Here is a 16,551-nt window from a genome sequence, read left to right on the forward strand (position 1 = left end):
ACTTATACAGTGACTGCAACGATAAGCCAGGAAAATTACAATGATAAAATTCTTACTGCTGATCTTGTTATCGAAAAAGCAGTAGCGATAATCACTGCGGAAGCTCCTCAGACGTTTACTTATGATGGAACAGTTAAGAACGTTGTAGCTACACTAAACCACTCAGAAACTGAATTGGCCTATTCTCCTACACAAGGATATATCGATGCAGGAACTTATCCTGTTACGATTTCTTCCGAAGAAACCGACAATTATTTGTCGGCTTCAAAAGATGTATCACTGGTAATCGAAAATGCAGAGATCACAGGAGTTGCTTTTGAAGATGATACCTTCATTTATAATGGAACCTCACACAGCTTAGCTGTAACCGGACTTCCAGAAGTGGCTAAAGTAGAATATGACAACAACGGACAAATCAATGCGGACACTTATACAGTGACTGCAACGATAAGCCAGGAAAATTACAATGATAAAATTCTTACTGCTGATCTTGTTATCGAAAAAGCAGTAGCGATAATCACTGCGGAAGCTACTCAGACGTTTACTTATGATGGAACAGTTAAGAACGTTGCAGCTACGCTAAACCATTCAGAAACTGTGTTGGCTTATGCTTCTCAACAAGCTTATAAAAATGCAGGAACCTATGATGTGACTATCTCTGCCGAAGAAACCGATAATTATCTGGCTGCTTCAAAAGAAGTATCCCTGGTAATCGAAAATGCAGAAATTACAGGAGTGGCTTTTGAAGATGATACGTTTACTTATGATGGAACCCCACACAGCTTAGCTGTAATCGGGCTTCCAGAGAGAGCTACAATGAAATTTGACAACAACGGACAAATCAATGCGGGAATCTATAAAGTAACTGCCATTGTAAGCCAGGAAAATTATAATGATAAAGTCCTGACTGCCAATCTTGTGATCAACAAAGCTGAAGCGTTAATCACTGCCGATGCTACTCAGACCTTTACCTACGATAATAATGTTAAGACTGTTGCTGCAAGTCTGAACCATTCTGAAACTGAATTGACCTATACTCCAGAGCAAGGATATACCAATGTCGGTACATATTCTGTTACTATTGTTTCAGCTGAAACCGAAAATTATCTTTCGGCTTCAGAAGAAGTGTCTTTGGTAATCAAAAAGGCAGAAATCACAGGAGTTGCTTTTGAGGATGATACCTTCATTTATGATGGCAGCGAACATAGTATTTATGTGAGTGGATTGCCTGACGGGGCTGAAGTAAGTTATGAAAATAACGGAAAAACGAATGCCGGAAATTTCACAGTAAGTGCAACAATAAACCAGGAGAATTATAATGATTTAGTATTGTCTGCTCAGCTTGATATTAAAAAAGCATCACAAACTATCACTTTTGATGAAATTGAAGATCGAAATCAACTGGCAGATGATAATTTCCAACTGGAAGCTAAAGCAAGCTCAGGCTTACCGGTAATATATTCCTATGAATATGAGACAGAAAATCCTGCTGCTACAGTTGGTCCTCGAGGATTTGTAAGAATTCTAGGTGGTGGTCAAGTTGTTATTACCGCCACTCAAGAAGGAAACCAAAACTACGAAGCGGCAAATCCGGTTGTGAGAACTCTTTCTGTAAATGGTAGTGAAGCTCGTTTAAATACGGTTGTAATTAATGGAGTTTCATATACTAATCCCAGTGGGGAGATCTATTATTTAATTGGTTGTGGAAATTCTGAGAATGAGGTTCAAATTCAACTTGAACAAAACCTGGGTTCAACCATCGATCAGGATAATAGCTTAACATTAAGTACTCCGGCGCCTGGAATTTACCGGGAAACCGTTACCGTGACTTCGGAAGATGGAAATTCATCTCAAACATATAATATAACAGTAGAGAAGAATTTCAATTTCGAGGATATCGTCATTCAGAAGTTTAATAATGTATTGTTGGTTAATAACAATCCTGAAACCAATGGCGGCTACAAATTTGTGAGTTACCGCTGGTATAAAAATGGTTCAGTAATCGGAAATGGTCAATACTTTTCTGCAGGTAAAAATGCGGATGACCTATTGGATACAGACAGCTCTTATTACGTAGTATTGGAGACCGAGGACGGAGAAATTTTAAGAACCTGCACTTCTGCTATCCAGTTAAGGAGTTCTTTAAATGTTTCTTTAGCGCCAAACCCTGTAAGTTCAGGAGGTACAATGGAACTTCTTGCAGATTTCCCTAAAGAAGAACTTGAAACCATGCAGCTTTCGATACACAACCTTAACGGGATGCTCCTCAGGCAAATGAAATCGAATAGAAAAGTTACAAGCATAAGCTTGCCTTACAACCTTCAAATGGGAGTGTATATTCTTAAGATTGAAACTGAGAATATCAGTAGATCACTCAAGTTTATTATAAGATAAAGAAGCTTAGTACTTTTTGATAAATATTTTAAAGATTAAACATATATGAAAACTAATAATATAAAAGTGGCCAGTAAAAGCGCCGTTTGGAGACTTGCGATCGTACTTGTACTAATAAGTGTAAGTACCCAGGCCTTGGCTCAATCTAGTAATGAAGTTTCGTTTTACATGCAGGGTTCGTTTTCCCAATTAAGCTATGAAGCACTTGGAAATAATAGCGAAATGGGAAACGGTTTTGGCGTTGGAGCTAAGTATGCCTATTATCTTTCAGATAATTGGAGCCTTGGGACTGGTGCAGAATTCCAGTATATGGAAGGATCCATATTTCTACCCAATGTTCAAGGTGCTTACATGACCCAGGATTCGGAAGCTGAGGAGTTTGAATTTAGGTACCAGGCTGATAATTTATCGGAAAACCAGGAAGTATATTTCTTTAATATTCCCCTCCATATACAATATGAGTCTCTTGGAATGACCCGGTTTTATGCAGCAGCTGGTATTAAAGCAGGCTTAGTTTTAGATTCAAAATACACATCCAGGACTACTTCTTTAGAAACTAGCGGTTATTACCCGCAATACGATGTTGAACTTACCGACCCAGAATTTGCAGGCTTTGGTGAATTCGGAGCTGTAATTAATTCTGAGTCGGAACTTAACCTAAAAACAAATTTTATAGCACACCTAGAAAGCGGGATCAAACTGATGTTGGAGAACAGCCAGTCCCTTTATATGGGGCTTTTCCTTGATTATGGACTTCATGATATAAAAACTGATGTTTCACAGGATAGGTTTATTGATTATAATAATCAAAATCCAACAGCTTTTGCATTCGGTAGTCTATTATCCTCCCGGAGAGATATGAATTCAGAACAATATGTACATGAAGTGAGAACCCTGGCTTTTGGTCTAAAAATTCAATATGCATTTCAATTTTAGAGCTGTACCTTTTTTAGGACGCATAAGGGTATCTCTGTCCTGGGATTACGCTTAATCCCAAAGCGGAGGACAGATGACAGTTTCATTCATTGCAGGAGTTTAAGGAGCAGGGAGAGTACACAAGAGAATATTATTCATTATCGAGGATAAGTGTCTCTAAAATTGAACAATGAAAAAGTACACCTAATATCTCTAAAACTAAATTTTCTGGATACACCATCGATTGATATAAAAAAGAGGCAGAGTTTATATTGACCCCATGAGTATTTAAAAGATGAAAACTCTTAAGCAACCGGCGGTCAGGCTAGACAAAAGGAAGCTGCAACTAATTCAGCAAAAGCTTGGATGAGCTACTTTCAACCTAAAAAAACCGGGGTATAGCTATTTACTCCATCTTTTTCTAAAATCAAAGGTATAAATTAAGATACCGACTATACGAGAACCTAGAGGGTTGTAGTACTAGAGAACAGATAGAGAATAATAGTCTAAATTGATAATCCCTATCGTCATACTCGATTTTATAGCTTTCCAATGTTTTCAGCCAGGGTATTGATGAATTTTTTCAATGGAGATTTAACCATCATGGCCATCATGGTATTGAATTCACCATTAAATTCCATCTGTACTTCACTTTGATTTTCAGCCAAGGCCGCGATATGCGCTTGTAAAGTAAAATCCAATTTATCGGAAGTGGAACCCAGCACAACCAATTCCGGTTCTCTGGTTTGTTGAATTTGTAATTTTATGATAGGCATGCCCTTTAGTCCGAAAATGAAAGTTTTTTCGTCTTTAACTTCAAATTTTTCTATACTCTCGGGCATTAATTGTTCGTAATTTTCAATGCTGGTCAAAAAATTGAACATTTCCTGCTGACTTTTGTCAGCGGTAACTTTTTGGCTTTCTAAATTCATTTTTTATTTTTTCCAGTTTGCCGGATCCTTCCGCCAGTCTCTTAATAGATCGGCTTCGGTGGCGTTTATGTAGTTAGTTCTTTGGGCAGTTTCCAAAAGATAATCATAATCGCTAAGGGTATGCAACTCTATTGCTGCCTTTTCGAAATTTTCGTCGGCAGTTTGAAAACCGTATGTAAAAATGGCGAGCATTCCTTTTACATTTGCTTTTGCTTCCTTTAATGCTTTTACGGCATTAAGACTGCTGTTTCCGGTGCTAATTAAATCTTCTATTACCACTACGGTTTGGCCCTCAGATAAATTTCCTTCAATCTTGTTTTTTCGCCCGTGACTTTTTGCCTCAGGACGAACATAAATAAATGGAAGGCTTAAAATTTCGGCTACCAACATCCCGATGCCAATGGCTCCTGTTGCTACTCCCGCAATAATATCGGGTTTACCATATAGCTCTTCAATTTGGCGCGCAAACTGTTCCCGTAAGTGGTTTCTAATTGGAGGATAGGAGAGTACTATCCTGTTATCGCAGTATATTGGCGATTTCCAACCGCTGGCCCAGGTAAAAGGTTCTTGTGCATCTAATTTTATTGCTTTAATTTGCAATAACAATTCAGCAGTTGTTCTGGCTGTTTCTTTATTTAAAATCATACTGCAAATGTATAAAGTTTTTGTAAATGATATTCCCTTAATTCTCTCTACAAAGAAAGATTTTGGTGAAAATTATGTATCGCTTCCAATTAAGAAAGTGAGAATTAAGCGAATCATTAGGAAAATAAATGCCGGCGAACTGTCTTATGTGAATCTTTATCACGACAAGGAAGAAAAATTGCTGAAACATCTTTTTAAAAAATTGCGAGTAGTTACTGCTGCTGGCGGGATGGTGTTGAACGAGAAGGATGAAATTCTATTCATTTATCGAAAAAAACGTTGGGATCTTCCTAAGGGAAAAACCGAAAAAAACGAGTCTATTGAAGCTTCGGCAATTCGGGAGGTAGAGGAGGAAACCGGGGTAGAAGGTCTTAAAGTCACCAAATTCCTGGATAAGACCTACCATGTATTTAAACGAAAAGGCCGTTACCGACTAAAAGTCACACACTGGTATGAAATGCGCACCTCCTACCAGGGGGAATTGCGTCCTGAAACCAAAGAAGGAATTGAAAAAGCGAAATGGAAAGATTTAAAGAAAAGCCAGAAGGCGCTGCAAAAATCTTACGCGAATATTAAACTTCTTTTTTCTGAAAAATACTTAACGCGGGATTCTAAAGATAGGATAGCGTAGGTGTGCCGCTTCATAATGCCTGGATTGCTTGTGCAGCCAATCCAGTTGCTCATACCAGTTGTTAGAAAAATCGGCATCATTCCGTTTCTTTTCTTCAAATTCCACTTTTAAATCAGGATTTTTATCGAGCATTTCTTTGGCAACATCTTCAAAAACATAGGGGGAGAATCCTTCCTTTTGCTGAAGTACGGTATCAAAGAAATTCCAGTTGAAAAAGGAATCCGATGCTTCGGGTTCTAAAGTTTCAATTAAATACCGAACACCTTCCTGGAAGGTTTTTACCATATAATCTCCTTTTCGGAACTTCACCGAATCCATTTTTTTTGTAACGATGCTCTCACTATGTTTATAATGACCTTCGTAAGCCTGGTCAAGGGTTTTGTAATCTTTAATTCTGTAAACTTCGACAAATAGGGTAGTATCCTGTTCGAGAGGTTCCATTTTTATTTCATTGAGCTCTAAAAGGTCAATGGCTTGCCACCAACCCTGTGGGATAACATAGGCCCGGGGGATTTCAATGGTATCCTCCGCGATAAAATTATTATAATAATCTATTTCTTTTGTAAACGGTTGATCCCTGTTGTATTTTAATCGTTCTCCTCCGGTAACCTCACTTTCCACCATTTCCGCCTCATAACCTTTAAAATTTCTTTTACTGGGATTTTCCATATCTGGTTTAAAATTGATAGGGTACCACCTTTCCGTAAGGTATTTTCGGGAAGCTCTTTTGCGAATATCTTTTATTGTCAGCCTTTCTTTTTCAGCTATTCCAATTAGACTTCGCATCAGTTCGTAAGTCCCTTTTACACGTTTAGGATAAGGTTTTAGCATATGGGTCTCCACCATCAAACCCAGGGTGTTCCACAAAGCAGCATAGCCCGTGGAATATCTCGGGTGATCATTGAACTGGGTGAAACCTTCCTGGGGAACCTCATTAAAAACATTGACATAAGGGGTAATATCCCAATCTTTTTTAGCAAGAGAATCTTCAAGTGCCGGCATGATTTGCTCATCTAAATAGGCCCCCAATTCTCCGCCAAGTTTATCGTGCTGGGTAAAAAGATGGGTTAGGGTGTATTGATAATCCGCCCCGTTACTTACGTGATTATCTATAAAGATATCGGGTTTTACGTGATGAAAAATTTCGTAAAAGCTACGTGTATTCCGGGTGTCAGCCTTAATAAAATCACGATTAAGGTCGTAATTTCTGGCATTTCCTCTAAAGCCGTATTCCTCTGGTCCGTTTTGATTGGTTCTGCTGGTGGAATTTCGATTCAAAGCGCCTCCAACATTATATACGGGAATTGTAGCAAGCACGGTATTTTTCGGTGCTTTAATAGAGTCTCCTGCCAAATCCCTGAACAGCATCATCGTAGCATCTATACCATCGCTTTCTCCGGGGTGAATTCCGTTATTTATCAGGATGATGCTATTATCTTTACGTAATTGCTCGAAATCAAAATTTTCATCAGGGCTAAAGATGGCCAGGTGAAGGGGTTTCCCACTGTCAGTTTTTCCGAATTCCTGAAGGCTAACTTTTCCAGAACTTTCTGCAAGTTCCTTGTAAAAATCAATAACTTCGGCATATGTCCCTGTTTGTGTCCCCTTACTTTTTTCAAAACGGGTCTCCAGATCATATTCGGTAACCAGTTGATATTTTTCTAAATCGCAGGAAATCAGCGAAAGTAAACCCAAACTCAATAAGAGAAATTTTTTCATAGTATCCTTAGCAATTGATGGTATAAACTTAACTAAAACCCCAATAGCCACCAAAAAACTCAGGCTAATTGGCACATGTTAAAGTAAACCTAATCTGCTTTAAAAACTTTTCAGGCGAATTATTAAGGCCTAATTTTAGGCTAAAATATTCGGCTAGCTTAATTTTGCCCCCTACTGTAAAGGCTTACCGCTATTTGGCCAAAGCCGGATAAAACAAACCTAGGTTGGAAAAAAAAATATTGGCGCTATTGTGTCTTCTCTATGCGGGGAACCTGTTTTCTCAGGTAAACCAGTTCAAAATACTTAATACCAGTACCGCTGAACCAGTGGAAGGTGCAAGCATCTCCAATGCTACGGGCCTAATTGGTATTTCAAATGAAAAGGGAATCTTTAGCATCACTTCAGAAAATTTACCCGGGAATTATAAAATTTCCGCACTGGGATTTGAAACATTGGACATTGAGCTGAAAAAATCAGCAGGACTCGCAAAGATTTATCTTAGTCCAAGGCTCGAAGGTCTTTCAGAAGTGGTGGTGCGTAGTACGATGATCCCAAAACCCCTTATAAAAGTGCCGGCAGCCATTAGTCTAATTACAGCAACCGATTTTAAACGAACCGATGCTACCAATGTCCTGGAAACTTTCAATAATGTGCCTGGGGTTTATGTGAACCAGGGCGCTTTAAATACCAATAAGATCACTATCCGTGGTATTGGGGCTCGTTCTCAATATAGCACCAATAGAATTCAGGCCTATTTTGATGGGATTCCTTTAACCACGGCAGAAGGTGAACTGACCTTGGATGATTTTGATCAGGAGAGCCTGGAGAGGATTGAAGTGATTAAAGGACCAACTTCCAGTATCTATGGTGCAGGTCTGGGTGGTGCTATAAATTTGTACTCCACACAACCCGGTAAAACACAAGCGCGATTGGGCTTAAAAACACAGTTTGGAAGTTTTAATACCCAAAAGCAGGTTTACCAGGCTTCAAATACCACTGTTAATTCCTCTCTTTTTGCAGTCTTTACGAACTTAACCAGTGATGGGTACCGTGAAAATGGAAACTATGATCGCAAATCGGCTCTTTTAAATGGAACTTTAAAAACCAGTGAAGATGGAAGTCTATCGTACCTGGCCAATTTCACCAGGTTGAAAGCCTTTATTCCGAGTTCACTAAATGAAGATGACTTTTTAAACAATCCGAAAACTGCCGCTTTTTCCTGGGCTCAGTCAAAGGGGTATGAATCCTATGATCGTGGTATGCTTGGGGGTTCTTATACGCATGCACTGGTTGATGAATTAAGCAATACCACCAGTATTTTTATTAATTTCAGGAATGCTTACGAGCCGAGGCCATTTAATATTTTAAAGGAAGAAAGGGTTTCAGCCGGGGTTCGCACCAAGTTTAAGTTAGACGCCCGAGTTTTTAAAATTCCTTCTGAAATAAGCCTTGGAGCAGAATATTATAATGAATGGTATGAAATCGGCACTTTCCAAAACTTATATGAAGATTTTCCTGGAACAGGCAGTGTGCTGGGTAATCGTTTAAGCAATAATGAGCAGCGTCGGGATTATGCTAATTTCTTTGGACAGATCAGCCTGGAATTTAATGAAAAATGGAACCTGGAGGCTGGTTTTAACCTGAATACCACAAATTATAGCCTAAAGGATCTGTATGCACGGGATCAAGTGAATCAAACCGGTGACTATGGTTTTGCACCTGTTTTTTCGCCCAGAATAGGTACAAGTTACGAAATAGGGGAAGGAAAAAATGTTTATGTTTCCATAAGTCATGGGTTTTCAACACCTAGCGTTGCTGAAACGCTAACTCCACAGGGTCAGATAAACACCAATTTAGCGCCCGAAACAGGTATTAATTATGAAGCTGGTTTTAAAGGGAATTGGCTTGAAAATAAGTGGTATACTGAAATTTCTGTTTTTTCCATTCAAATAAAAAATTTACTGGTAGCCCAGCGCATAGGCCCTGATCAATATGTAGGAATAAATGCAGGAAAGACCAATCATAATGGGATAGAGTTCCTTACCAACTACCGGTTCTTAATGGGCTCAAAACTACAGGTTAAACCTTATATCAATGGAGCTCTAAACTTTTTTAAGTTTGATAGGTTCATAAACGATAATGTAGATTTTTCAGGTAATGAGCTTCCGGGAGTTCCTAAATACACGGTCAATTTCGGTGTAGATGTTCAAAGTGATTCAGGTTTTGAATTCTTCTCAAATTATAGAAGCGTAGGGAAAATACCTTTAAATGATGAGAACTCCAATTACACCGATGGTTACAATCTTTTGAATTTTAAGACGGGTTATAGTTTTAAAATTATTGACGATATACTTTTAAATGTATACGCGGGAATCAATAATGCTTTGGATGAGCATTATGCCGCAAGTGTGGTTACCAATGCTGTAGGCTTTGGAGGCGCTGCCCCACGTTACTATTATCCAGGAAATCCCAGGAATTATTATGGAGGCCTCCAGCTCAATTATGTTTTTTAAAAAATATCCGAGCCATTAGCTCCGGGGTTTACAGCAATCATTTTGCCTTCTATCTTTTTTTCCAATAGATTTAAGCTGAGCGTATAAATTTCTTTTCAGCCTTGAGCTCTTTATTTTCTTACCACTTTGGGGACCATAAACTCATAGTTTCCATGGTTACGAATCACATCACGAACCACCGTGGAAGAAATATGACTTTTCCCAGAAGAGGTAATAAAAAACAAGGTGTCTATACCACTCATTTTATAATTGGTCTGGCCAATGGCTTTTTCAAATTCAAGATCTTGTGCATTGCGCAATCCGCGTAGCAGGAAACCGGCGTTTTGCTCTTTGCAGAAATTTACCGTAAGACCTTTATAGGTAGTCACTTTTATTTTGGGTTCTTTATTAAAAGTTTCCTTTAAAAAGTGAAGTCGTTCTTCGAGGGTGAACATATATCTTTTATCGGAATTCGTGCCAATGGCCAGAATTATTTCATCAAAAAGTGGAAGTGCTCTTTCAATGATATCGGTATGTCCTAAAGTAATGGGGTCAAAGGATCCCGGAAATACTGCTTTTCTCATCTTGTTTGTTTAAAGTTGGCTGCCCCTGAATTCATCGGAAAAACTGTGGCAGGAAATCGCATTGGGTTTAGTTGATATTTTCTCGATCTAAAAAATTAAAAAAATGCGATGAACTTCTAATTTAGTCATTTTAAGATTAATCAAAAGGCTTGTCTACAGGAAGATCTCTTACTAATTTTGACCATCATCTAAAAATTGATTCATTATTCTTATTTCAACCAGAGCCCTTTATATAATACCTGATCACTGCCTTTTGAGATTAGGTAAATTTTAAGGCCGTTTCAATGGCGCTTCCATAAAGATCGGTTAAAGTAATATTAGCCGCTCTGGCTTGTTGAGGTAAAATACTGGCCTGGCTCAGGCCAGGAGTGGTGTTCATTTCAATAAAATGAGGCTCCCCATTGTGGAAAATAAATTCTGAACGTGTAAATCCACGCATGTGGAGTTTCCTGTATATTAACTTTGCGATTTCCTGTACCTGTTTGGTTTTTTCTTCAGAAATAGTTGCCGGGGTTATTTCCTTAGATTTTCCTAAATATTTTGCTTCATAATCAAAGAATTCATTTTCAGAAATAATTTCGGTCACAGGCAGTGCCTTTACCTTTCCCTTATAGGTAATAACGCCCACTGAAACTTCGGTACCATCAAGGAAGGATTCAATAATTACCTGGTCATCTTCTTTAAAGGAGGTTTTTGTGGCTGGAATCAATTCCTCTTCAGTTTTTACCTTAGTGATTCCAAAACTACTACCGGCGCGATTGGCCTTGACAAAACATGGCAGACCAACTTTAGCAATAATCTCCTTAGAATTTACTTTATCCTCTTTGTCAAGGAAATAGTTTACTGCTGTTTTTATCCCATAAGGTTTTAAAACGCTTATCAGGTCACGTTTATTAAAGGTTAAGGCCGCCTGGTAATAACCGCAGGTGGTTTGCGGAATTCCTACTAATTCCAAATAAGCCTGTAAAAGTCCGTTTTCTCCCGGGGTACCATGAATGGTATTAAATACACAATCGAATGAAATTGTTTTCCCCTCTATTTTTACCGTAAAATCATTCTTATTAATCGGATATGGAGTGTCATCATCGGCCACTACAAACCATTCTTTTTGTAATATATGCACCCGGTAAGGTTCATATAAGTCACGGTTTAAGTGCTTATAAACCATGTTTCCGCTATTGATTGAAATTCTGTATTCACTGGAAAATCCGCCCATGGCGATGGCAATTTTTTTCTTCATCCGAGTTTGGTGTTTTTAGTTCGTTGTTTCAATGATATCAACTTAGATTAAAAAAGCTTCTTGTTAAATGAAAAATATTTTAACCGAATTATTCGTTATACCTTATATGCTAGGTTAGCCCTAAATTAAACCAGGATGAAATAAATAATATCCAGTTTAAAAGTGTCCCTTGTATTATTTATAAGCCAGCACATAGCAAAAAATCAGATATAGTAAAGCTTAATCAATAAACCGGCAAAGCCGAAACAACAAATCTACAAACAATCTGCCACCAAAAGCAGGGGTTTTATATCTTTGCTGCCTAGAAACAAATGTATGGGATTCTTTAAATTTATTTTCAGCAAAACTTTTTTAATTCAATTAGTGATTGCTGCAATTTTAGTAATAGTTATCGCTTTTTTAGCGTTAAGATGGTTGGATTATTCTACTAATCAGGATCAGCGTATAGCAGTTCCGGACCTATCTAGACAATCCCTGGACGTGGTAGATGATAAACTGGCCGAGCTTGATTTGAGATTTGAAATCCTGGATTCGGCGAATTTTAATCCCGATTTTCCTCGATACTCAGTTATGGAACAGGTACCGGAACCGGGCAAGTTTGTAAAAGAAAACAGAAAAATTTACCTGACCTTAAATCCCTCTGGTTACCGAAAAGTAATGATCCCAGATCTAATTAGAAGGACCCGGCGGCAGGCTGAGCCTACCCTTAGGTCTTTAGGCTTTGAAATTGGCGATATCAGCTACAAGCCAGACATTGCCAAGGATGCGGTTTTAGAGTTAAGACATAAAGGTCAATTAATCGAACCAGGAGACCAGCTGATGAAAACCTCTACTATAGATTTAGTACTGGGAGATGGTTCTGGCCGCTACAAAATGGAAGGTGAGGAAGGACAGGATAGTATAATTCCTGAAGAGGAAGAAATTGAATTTTAATGAAAGAAGAGCAACAAAATGAAGTTGAAGAACAGGACGAAACTTTATACGAACATCATAAATTTGAGGCTGGAGAAGGACAGAAACCTCTAAGGGTAGATAAATTCCTTATGAATTTTATTGAAAATGCTACCCGGAATAAAATTCAGAAAGCCGCAAAAACCGGGAATATCTACGTTAACGAAGAACAGGTTAAACAAAATTATAAGGTCAAAGCGGGGGATGTGGTACAGGTAATGTTCGAGCATCCGCCCTATGAGTTTTTACTTACCCCTGAGAATATTCCATTGGATATCGTCTACGAGGACGATACTTTGCTGGTGGTGAACAAACCTGCGGGTATGGTGGTACATCCCGGACATGGCAATTACAGCGGCACCCTTATTAATGCATTGGTTTTTCATTTTGAAAACCTTCCCAATAATTCCAGTGATCGACCGGGATTGGTACATAGGATAGACAAAGATACCAGCGGACTACTTGTAGTTGCCAAAACAGAGCAGGCCATGACCTATCTTTCCAAACAGTTTTTTGACAAAACCAGCGAACGTGAGTATGTAGCATTGGTCTGGGGAAATGTGGAAGAGGACCAAGGCAGGGTGGAAGGCAATATTGGCCGCCATCCCAAAAACCGCTTACAAAATACAGTTTACGAAGGTCAGGATGCTGACCAAAAAGGAAAACCGGCCGTAACCCACTATAGGGTATTAGAACGATTTGGATATGTGACCCTGGTTTCCTGTAAGCTGGAAACGGGAAGAACCCACCAGATTCGGGTACATATGAAGCATATAGGTCACACCCTTTTTAATGACGAACGCTATGGGGGAGAAAGGATTCTAAAAGGGACAAGCTTTAGCAAGTACAAACAATTTGTAGATAATTGTTTCAAAATATTACCGCGTCAGGCACTACACGCAAAAACTCTTGGTTTCATTCATCCTAAAACTGGAAAGGCCATGAGCTTTAATAGCGAGATCCCTGACGATATACAGGCCTGTATTGAGAAATGGCGACACTACGCCAAGAATCAAAAGGAGGTTTTATAACATCATCATTATAAACTCGTCTTGGGGCCTAATCCCCTATGTAAAGTCTCTGGTTAAAGAAAAAACCACCCCTGCTTATTTTTAAGATGAGGTGGTTTTTCTATATGACCTTGAGGGTTTGGGGGTATAAGAATTAACTCTTCCCCGTAGGTTTTATAAGTAATTCATTCACATTTACACTATCAGGTTGTGTAGTTGCATAAAGCACGGCATCAGCGATATTCTTAGGTTCAAGTTTTGGTTCGCCGTTACCATAGTCTTTATCATCCAGTAATTCCTGGTCGCTGATATCTTCTCTCAGATCGGTTTCCACAGTGCCAGGTTCGATGGAAGTGACCCGAATATTAAAGTCTGGGGAAAGTTCCATGCGCATCGCTCTGGAAAGTTCTATAACCGCGGCTTTAGAGGCACCGTATACCGCACCACCTTCAAAGATTTCTTTTCCGTCTACAGAGGCGATATTGATAATATGACCGCTATGTTGTTTTTTCATCATTGGAAGTACGGCGTGAATACATCGCAGCGTCCCTTTTACATTTACTTCTATAGTTTGCAGCCAGTCTTCCAGCTTTCTGTTTTTAAGATAAGTAAGGGGCATCACTCCAGCGGAGTTCACCAGGATGTCAATGCTTCCGAAATGATCCTGGATCTTCTCAAAGGCTGTGGTAACACTTTCATTGCTTGTTACGTCCATTTCCACTTCAAAACTCTGGCTTAAACCTTTACCTATATCTTTTAATTTATCCAGACTCCGGCTGGCTAAAGCTACTTTACATCCTTTTTTGGAAAGTTCTTGGGCAATCGATTTTCCTATTCCACTACTTGCACCGGTTACTACGGCAACTTTATCATTTAAATCCATAATATTTTTTTAATCGTTGACTTGCAAGTTGCGAGGATTTAAGCGCTCGGGACGTTAAAGAAGTTTGAAATAACAACAATTTAACTAGTGAGTTTTTATGCCCTCTCCCTTTGGGCAGTGCATAGCCTGCTATGACTAATAGGTGATATTCGATACCAGGGAAAGTTCAGGATAAGAGCAATAGTCATACAGGGAATTAATTAAAACTGGTATAACAGGTTTTACTTACTACAGGATGAGTCTAAAGGTAAACGGCATACTATTGAACGAAAGCAAAAATCAGTTCAGGGAACAATCTACCATGGTCATCATTTTCCAATCGCAGTTAAACCCGGGTAGTTTTTTAGCGGACCTTAGTTTTTTCTTAAACCTGATCTTAATAAATTTCCCACCGGTAGTCTTATACCGGTAATTCGCTGAACTGAGTAATCGACCATTATAATCTATTATGATTCCTCCGGAATTTCTCCAAAGAAAACTGCCGCTAAAGGCCTTTACAAGCTTGGGATGTTTAGAGGAACCTTCCATATTTTGAGTTTTTGGTAGTATAAGGTAAGAAAAAGATGTCTTAATCTGAAGTTGGGGACTTAAATTAATTGATTTTTAAATATTTAAGAACTTCAATACTTCTTTTTTGAAATGTGATTGCCCGTGATCTGTCGTTGCGCCGAAGATTTAAACCTGGAAACCTGGTTATTCCTTAGTTTAAGGTGTTTGGTTTTTCTACCCTGAACCCTAGCTCGCCATTTTCTCCAGTTGCGAGGGTGCATTTGCTCCTGCATAAATTTTATCACGTCTTTTTCAGCAAGACCGAACTGGTATTCAATAGCTTCAAATGGCGTGCGATCTTCCCAGGCCATGGCAATGACACGGTCTTGCTGAGGTTCATCTAATTCAAATTTTTTAGCGATTTTCATTTTTTATCCTAAATCTAAATAAATTAGGAATTGCTACGGATTGAACATTAGTGAAGGTTTTTATAAATAAGAAGGCATCCTTACTAATTACGGTGCTTCCTCCTCTTAAGGGGCTAAGATTCGAACTTTAAATTCTTTTATAGTAAAAATCACCTTTAACAATAAAAGGAGTTTTTATAAAATGCTTATCAGATAATGCTGAATTTTTTGGCCTGTAATTATGGGTTAATTCTAACATTTTATCCAGAACGCTCCAAATGCTTACCATAATGCTGTAGATCTTTTAAGCTATAATAACTCCTAACTATTTCTCTATAAAAAACTACTAATGGGTAGTTTTCCCGTTTACCAAGCTTTCACTTATCTTTGAATTTAAAATAACCTACTATGAAAATTGTTGTTTCCCCGGCCAAAAGCCTGGATTACGAATCAAAATTACCTACTACTCGCGGCACCCAACCTGCCTTTTTGGAAACCACAGCTAAACTCAATAGGAAAATGTCCAGGATGACCAAAAAGGAAATTTCCAACCTGATGAGTATCAGCGATAAGTTAGCCGATCTTAATTATACCCGTTATCAGGAATTTCAGGAAGAGCACACTAAAAAGAATTCTCGCCCGGCCATGTATGCTTTTGCCGGTGATGTTTACACCGGACTGGATGCTTATACCATTTCTATGGATAAAATAGACCGTTTGCAGGATAGTTTACGAATTCTTTCCGGACTCTATGGTGTGCTTAAGCCGCTGGATCTGATGCAGCCTTATCGCCTGGAAATGGGCACTTCGGTAGGCATTGAACGTAAGCAGAACCTATATGAGGTTTGGCAAAATAAAGTCACCAAGCTGTTAAACCAGGAGATGGTGGAAGGGGAGCTTTTTATAAATCTTGCCAGTAATGAATATTTTAAGGTCGTAGATACTAAAAAACTGGCAGCCGAAGTGATCTCGCCCGTTTTTAAAGATTTTAAGAACGGAAAATTAAAGATCATTAGTTTTTTCGCGAAAAAAGCACGTGGTGCGATGGTACGTTATATTATTGACAAAGATGTAAAAACCCTGGAGGATCTGAGAGGCTTCGATTATATGGATTACCGATTTAGCCAGGAACATACCAAAAAGGAAAACGAGCCGGTTTTTATAAGGTAGTTTTCAGCTTTTTGGTTTTATGGTTTGCAGTTTTTTCTTACCTCGACTCCCTTTAAGAACGCTGTATAGTGGTCCTTTATAAGAAATAA

The 16,551-nt window shown here is 38.7% G+C and carries 15 protein-coding genes; 7 read left to right on the forward strand and 8 right to left on the reverse strand.

What is annotated here, in order from left to right; translation table 11 throughout:
* Positions 1-2,394, forward strand: a 2,394-nt coding sequence (locus DET49_RS14750; protein WP_133549029.1) for a T9SS type A sorting domain-containing protein, incomplete at its 5' end; no start/stop codon positions are given.
* A gap of 45 nt (positions 2,395-2,439) precedes the next feature.
* Positions 2,440-3,330, forward strand: a complete 891-nt coding sequence (locus DET49_RS14755) for an outer membrane beta-barrel protein (RefSeq protein WP_133549031.1) — start codon at positions 2,440-2,442, stop codon at positions 3,328-3,330.
* 518 nt (positions 3,331-3,848) lie between these two features.
* On the opposite strand, the gene DET49_RS14760 is transcribed toward DET49_RS14755, so the two are convergent.
* Both DET49_RS14760 and pyrE read right to left on the reverse strand, forming a co-directional pair.
* Entirely contained in the window at positions 3,849-4,241 is a 393-nt protein-coding gene (locus DET49_RS14760; protein WP_133549033.1) for an SRPBCC family protein, read from the reverse strand.
* 3 nt (positions 4,242-4,244) lie between these two features.
* Entirely contained in the window at positions 4,245-4,886 is a 642-nt protein-coding gene (gene pyrE, locus DET49_RS14765) for an orotate phosphoribosyltransferase (RefSeq protein WP_133549035.1), read from the reverse strand.
* Between the two features lie 7 nt (positions 4,887-4,893).
* On the opposite strand from pyrE, the gene DET49_RS14770 reads away from it, so the two are divergent.
* Positions 4,894-5,517, forward strand: a complete 624-nt coding sequence (locus tag DET49_RS14770) for an NUDIX hydrolase (protein WP_133549037.1) — start codon at positions 4,894-4,896, stop codon at positions 5,515-5,517.
* Here DET49_RS14770 and DET49_RS14775 read toward each other — a convergent pair.
* The gene (locus tag DET49_RS14775; protein ID WP_133549039.1) at positions 5,485-7,236 is read right to left on the reverse strand and encodes a M14 family metallopeptidase; all 1,752 of its coding nucleotides are present in this window, start codon (positions 7,234-7,236) and stop codon (positions 5,485-5,487) included. The two genes, DET49_RS14770 and DET49_RS14775, sit on opposite strands and share 33 nt — an antisense overlap.
* 224 nt (positions 7,237-7,460) lie before the next feature.
* Between DET49_RS14775 and DET49_RS14780 the strand changes: the two genes are divergently transcribed.
* On the forward strand, positions 7,461-9,749 hold the full coding sequence (locus tag DET49_RS14780; protein ID WP_133549041.1) for a TonB-dependent receptor: 2,289 nt from the start codon (positions 7,461-7,463) through the stop codon (positions 9,747-9,749).
* Between the two features lie 110 nt (positions 9,750-9,859).
* On the opposite strand, the gene coaD is transcribed toward DET49_RS14780, so the two are convergent.
* A complete protein-coding gene (gene coaD / locus DET49_RS14785; RefSeq protein ID WP_133549043.1) occupies positions 9,860-10,312 on the reverse strand; it encodes a pantetheine-phosphate adenylyltransferase in 453 nt (150 codons plus the stop codon).
* A 259-nt stretch (positions 10,313-10,571) separates the two neighbouring features.
* Positions 10,572-11,552 carry a D-alanine--D-alanine ligase gene (locus DET49_RS14790; protein ID WP_133549045.1) on the reverse strand — a complete coding sequence of 327 codons (981 nt, stop codon included), beginning with the start codon at positions 11,550-11,552 and terminating at the stop codon, positions 10,572-10,574.
* Between the two features lie 315 nt (positions 11,553-11,867).
* Here DET49_RS14790 and DET49_RS14795 point away from each other — a divergent pair, with 315 nt between their 5' ends.
* Both DET49_RS14795 and DET49_RS14800 read left to right on the forward strand, forming a co-directional pair.
* Positions 11,868-12,485, forward strand: coding sequence for a PASTA domain-containing protein (locus tag DET49_RS14795; RefSeq protein WP_133549047.1), 618 nt, complete (start codon positions 11,868-11,870; stop codon positions 12,483-12,485).
* Positions 12,485-13,534, forward strand: a complete 1,050-nt coding sequence (locus tag DET49_RS14800; protein WP_133549049.1) for an RluA family pseudouridine synthase — start codon at positions 12,485-12,487, stop codon at positions 13,532-13,534. The genes DET49_RS14795 and DET49_RS14800 overlap by 1 nt, the downstream gene beginning before the upstream one ends.
* A 133-nt stretch (positions 13,535-13,667) precedes the next feature.
* Here the strand turns inward: DET49_RS14800 and DET49_RS14805 are convergent, their stop codons facing one another.
* The 3 genes from DET49_RS14805 to DET49_RS14815 form a co-directional block, all read right to left on the reverse strand.
* Entirely contained in the window at positions 13,668-14,396 is a 729-nt protein-coding gene (locus DET49_RS14805; RefSeq protein ID WP_133549051.1) for an SDR family oxidoreductase, read from the reverse strand.
* A 279-nt stretch (positions 14,397-14,675) separates the two neighbouring features.
* Complete coding sequence (locus DET49_RS14810; protein WP_133549053.1) at positions 14,676-14,924, reverse strand: hypothetical protein; 249 nt, start codon at positions 14,922-14,924, stop codon at positions 14,676-14,678.
* Between the two features lie 92 nt (positions 14,925-15,016).
* The gene (locus DET49_RS14815) at positions 15,017-15,313 is read right to left on the reverse strand and encodes a TIGR03643 family protein (protein ID WP_133549055.1); all 297 of its coding nucleotides are present in this window, start codon (positions 15,311-15,313) and stop codon (positions 15,017-15,019) included.
* 387 nt (positions 15,314-15,700) lie between these two features.
* Between DET49_RS14815 and yaaA the strand changes: the two genes are divergently transcribed.
* The gene (yaaA, locus tag DET49_RS14820) at positions 15,701-16,462 is read left to right on the forward strand and encodes a peroxide stress protein YaaA (RefSeq protein ID WP_133549057.1); all 762 of its coding nucleotides are present in this window, start codon (positions 15,701-15,703) and stop codon (positions 16,460-16,462) included.
* Positions 16,463-16,551: the final 89 nt, after the last annotated feature.

It is taken from the genome of Salegentibacter sp. 24, from assembly GCF_004362395.1.
Lineage (GTDB): Bacteria > Bacteroidota > Bacteroidia > Flavobacteriales > Flavobacteriaceae > Salegentibacter.

Coding starts and splice junctions, on each gene's coding strand:
- DET49_RS14795 (WP_133549047.1), top strand. CDS start 11,868: ATGGGATTCTTTAAATTTATTTTCAGCAAAACTTTTTTAATTCAATTA.
- yaaA (WP_133549057.1), top strand. CDS start 15,701: ATGAAAATTGTTGTTTCCCCGGCCAAAAGCCTGGATTACGAATCAAAA.
- DET49_RS14755 (WP_133549031.1), top strand. CDS start 2,440: ATGAAAACTAATAATATAAAAGTGGCCAGTAAAAGCGCCGTTTGGAGA.
- DET49_RS14790 (WP_133549045.1), bottom strand. CDS start 11,552: ATGAAGAAAAAAATTGCCATCGCCATGGGCGGATTTTCCAGTGAATAC.
- coaD (WP_133549043.1), bottom strand. CDS start 10,312: ATGAGAAAAGCAGTATTTCCGGGATCCTTTGACCCCATTACTTTAGGA.
- DET49_RS14770 (WP_133549037.1), top strand. CDS start 4,894: ATGTATAAAGTTTTTGTAAATGATATTCCCTTAATTCTCTCTACAAAG.
- DET49_RS14800 (WP_133549049.1), top strand. CDS start 12,485: ATGAAAGAAGAGCAACAAAATGAAGTTGAAGAACAGGACGAAACTTTA.
- DET49_RS14815 (WP_133549055.1), bottom strand. CDS start 15,313: ATGAAAATCGCTAAAAAATTTGAATTAGATGAACCTCAGCAAGACCGT.
- DET49_RS14805 (WP_133549051.1), bottom strand. CDS start 14,396: ATGGATTTAAATGATAAAGTTGCCGTAGTAACCGGTGCAAGTAGTGGA.
- DET49_RS14760 (WP_133549033.1), bottom strand. CDS start 4,241: ATGAATTTAGAAAGCCAAAAAGTTACCGCTGACAAAAGTCAGCAGGAA.
- DET49_RS14810 (WP_133549053.1), bottom strand. CDS start 14,924: ATGGAAGGTTCCTCTAAACATCCCAAGCTTGTAAAGGCCTTTAGCGGC.
- DET49_RS14775 (WP_133549039.1), bottom strand. CDS start 7,236: ATGAAAAAATTTCTCTTATTGAGTTTGGGTTTACTTTCGCTGATTTCC.
- pyrE (WP_133549035.1), bottom strand. CDS start 4,886: ATGATTTTAAATAAAGAAACAGCCAGAACAACTGCTGAATTGTTATTG.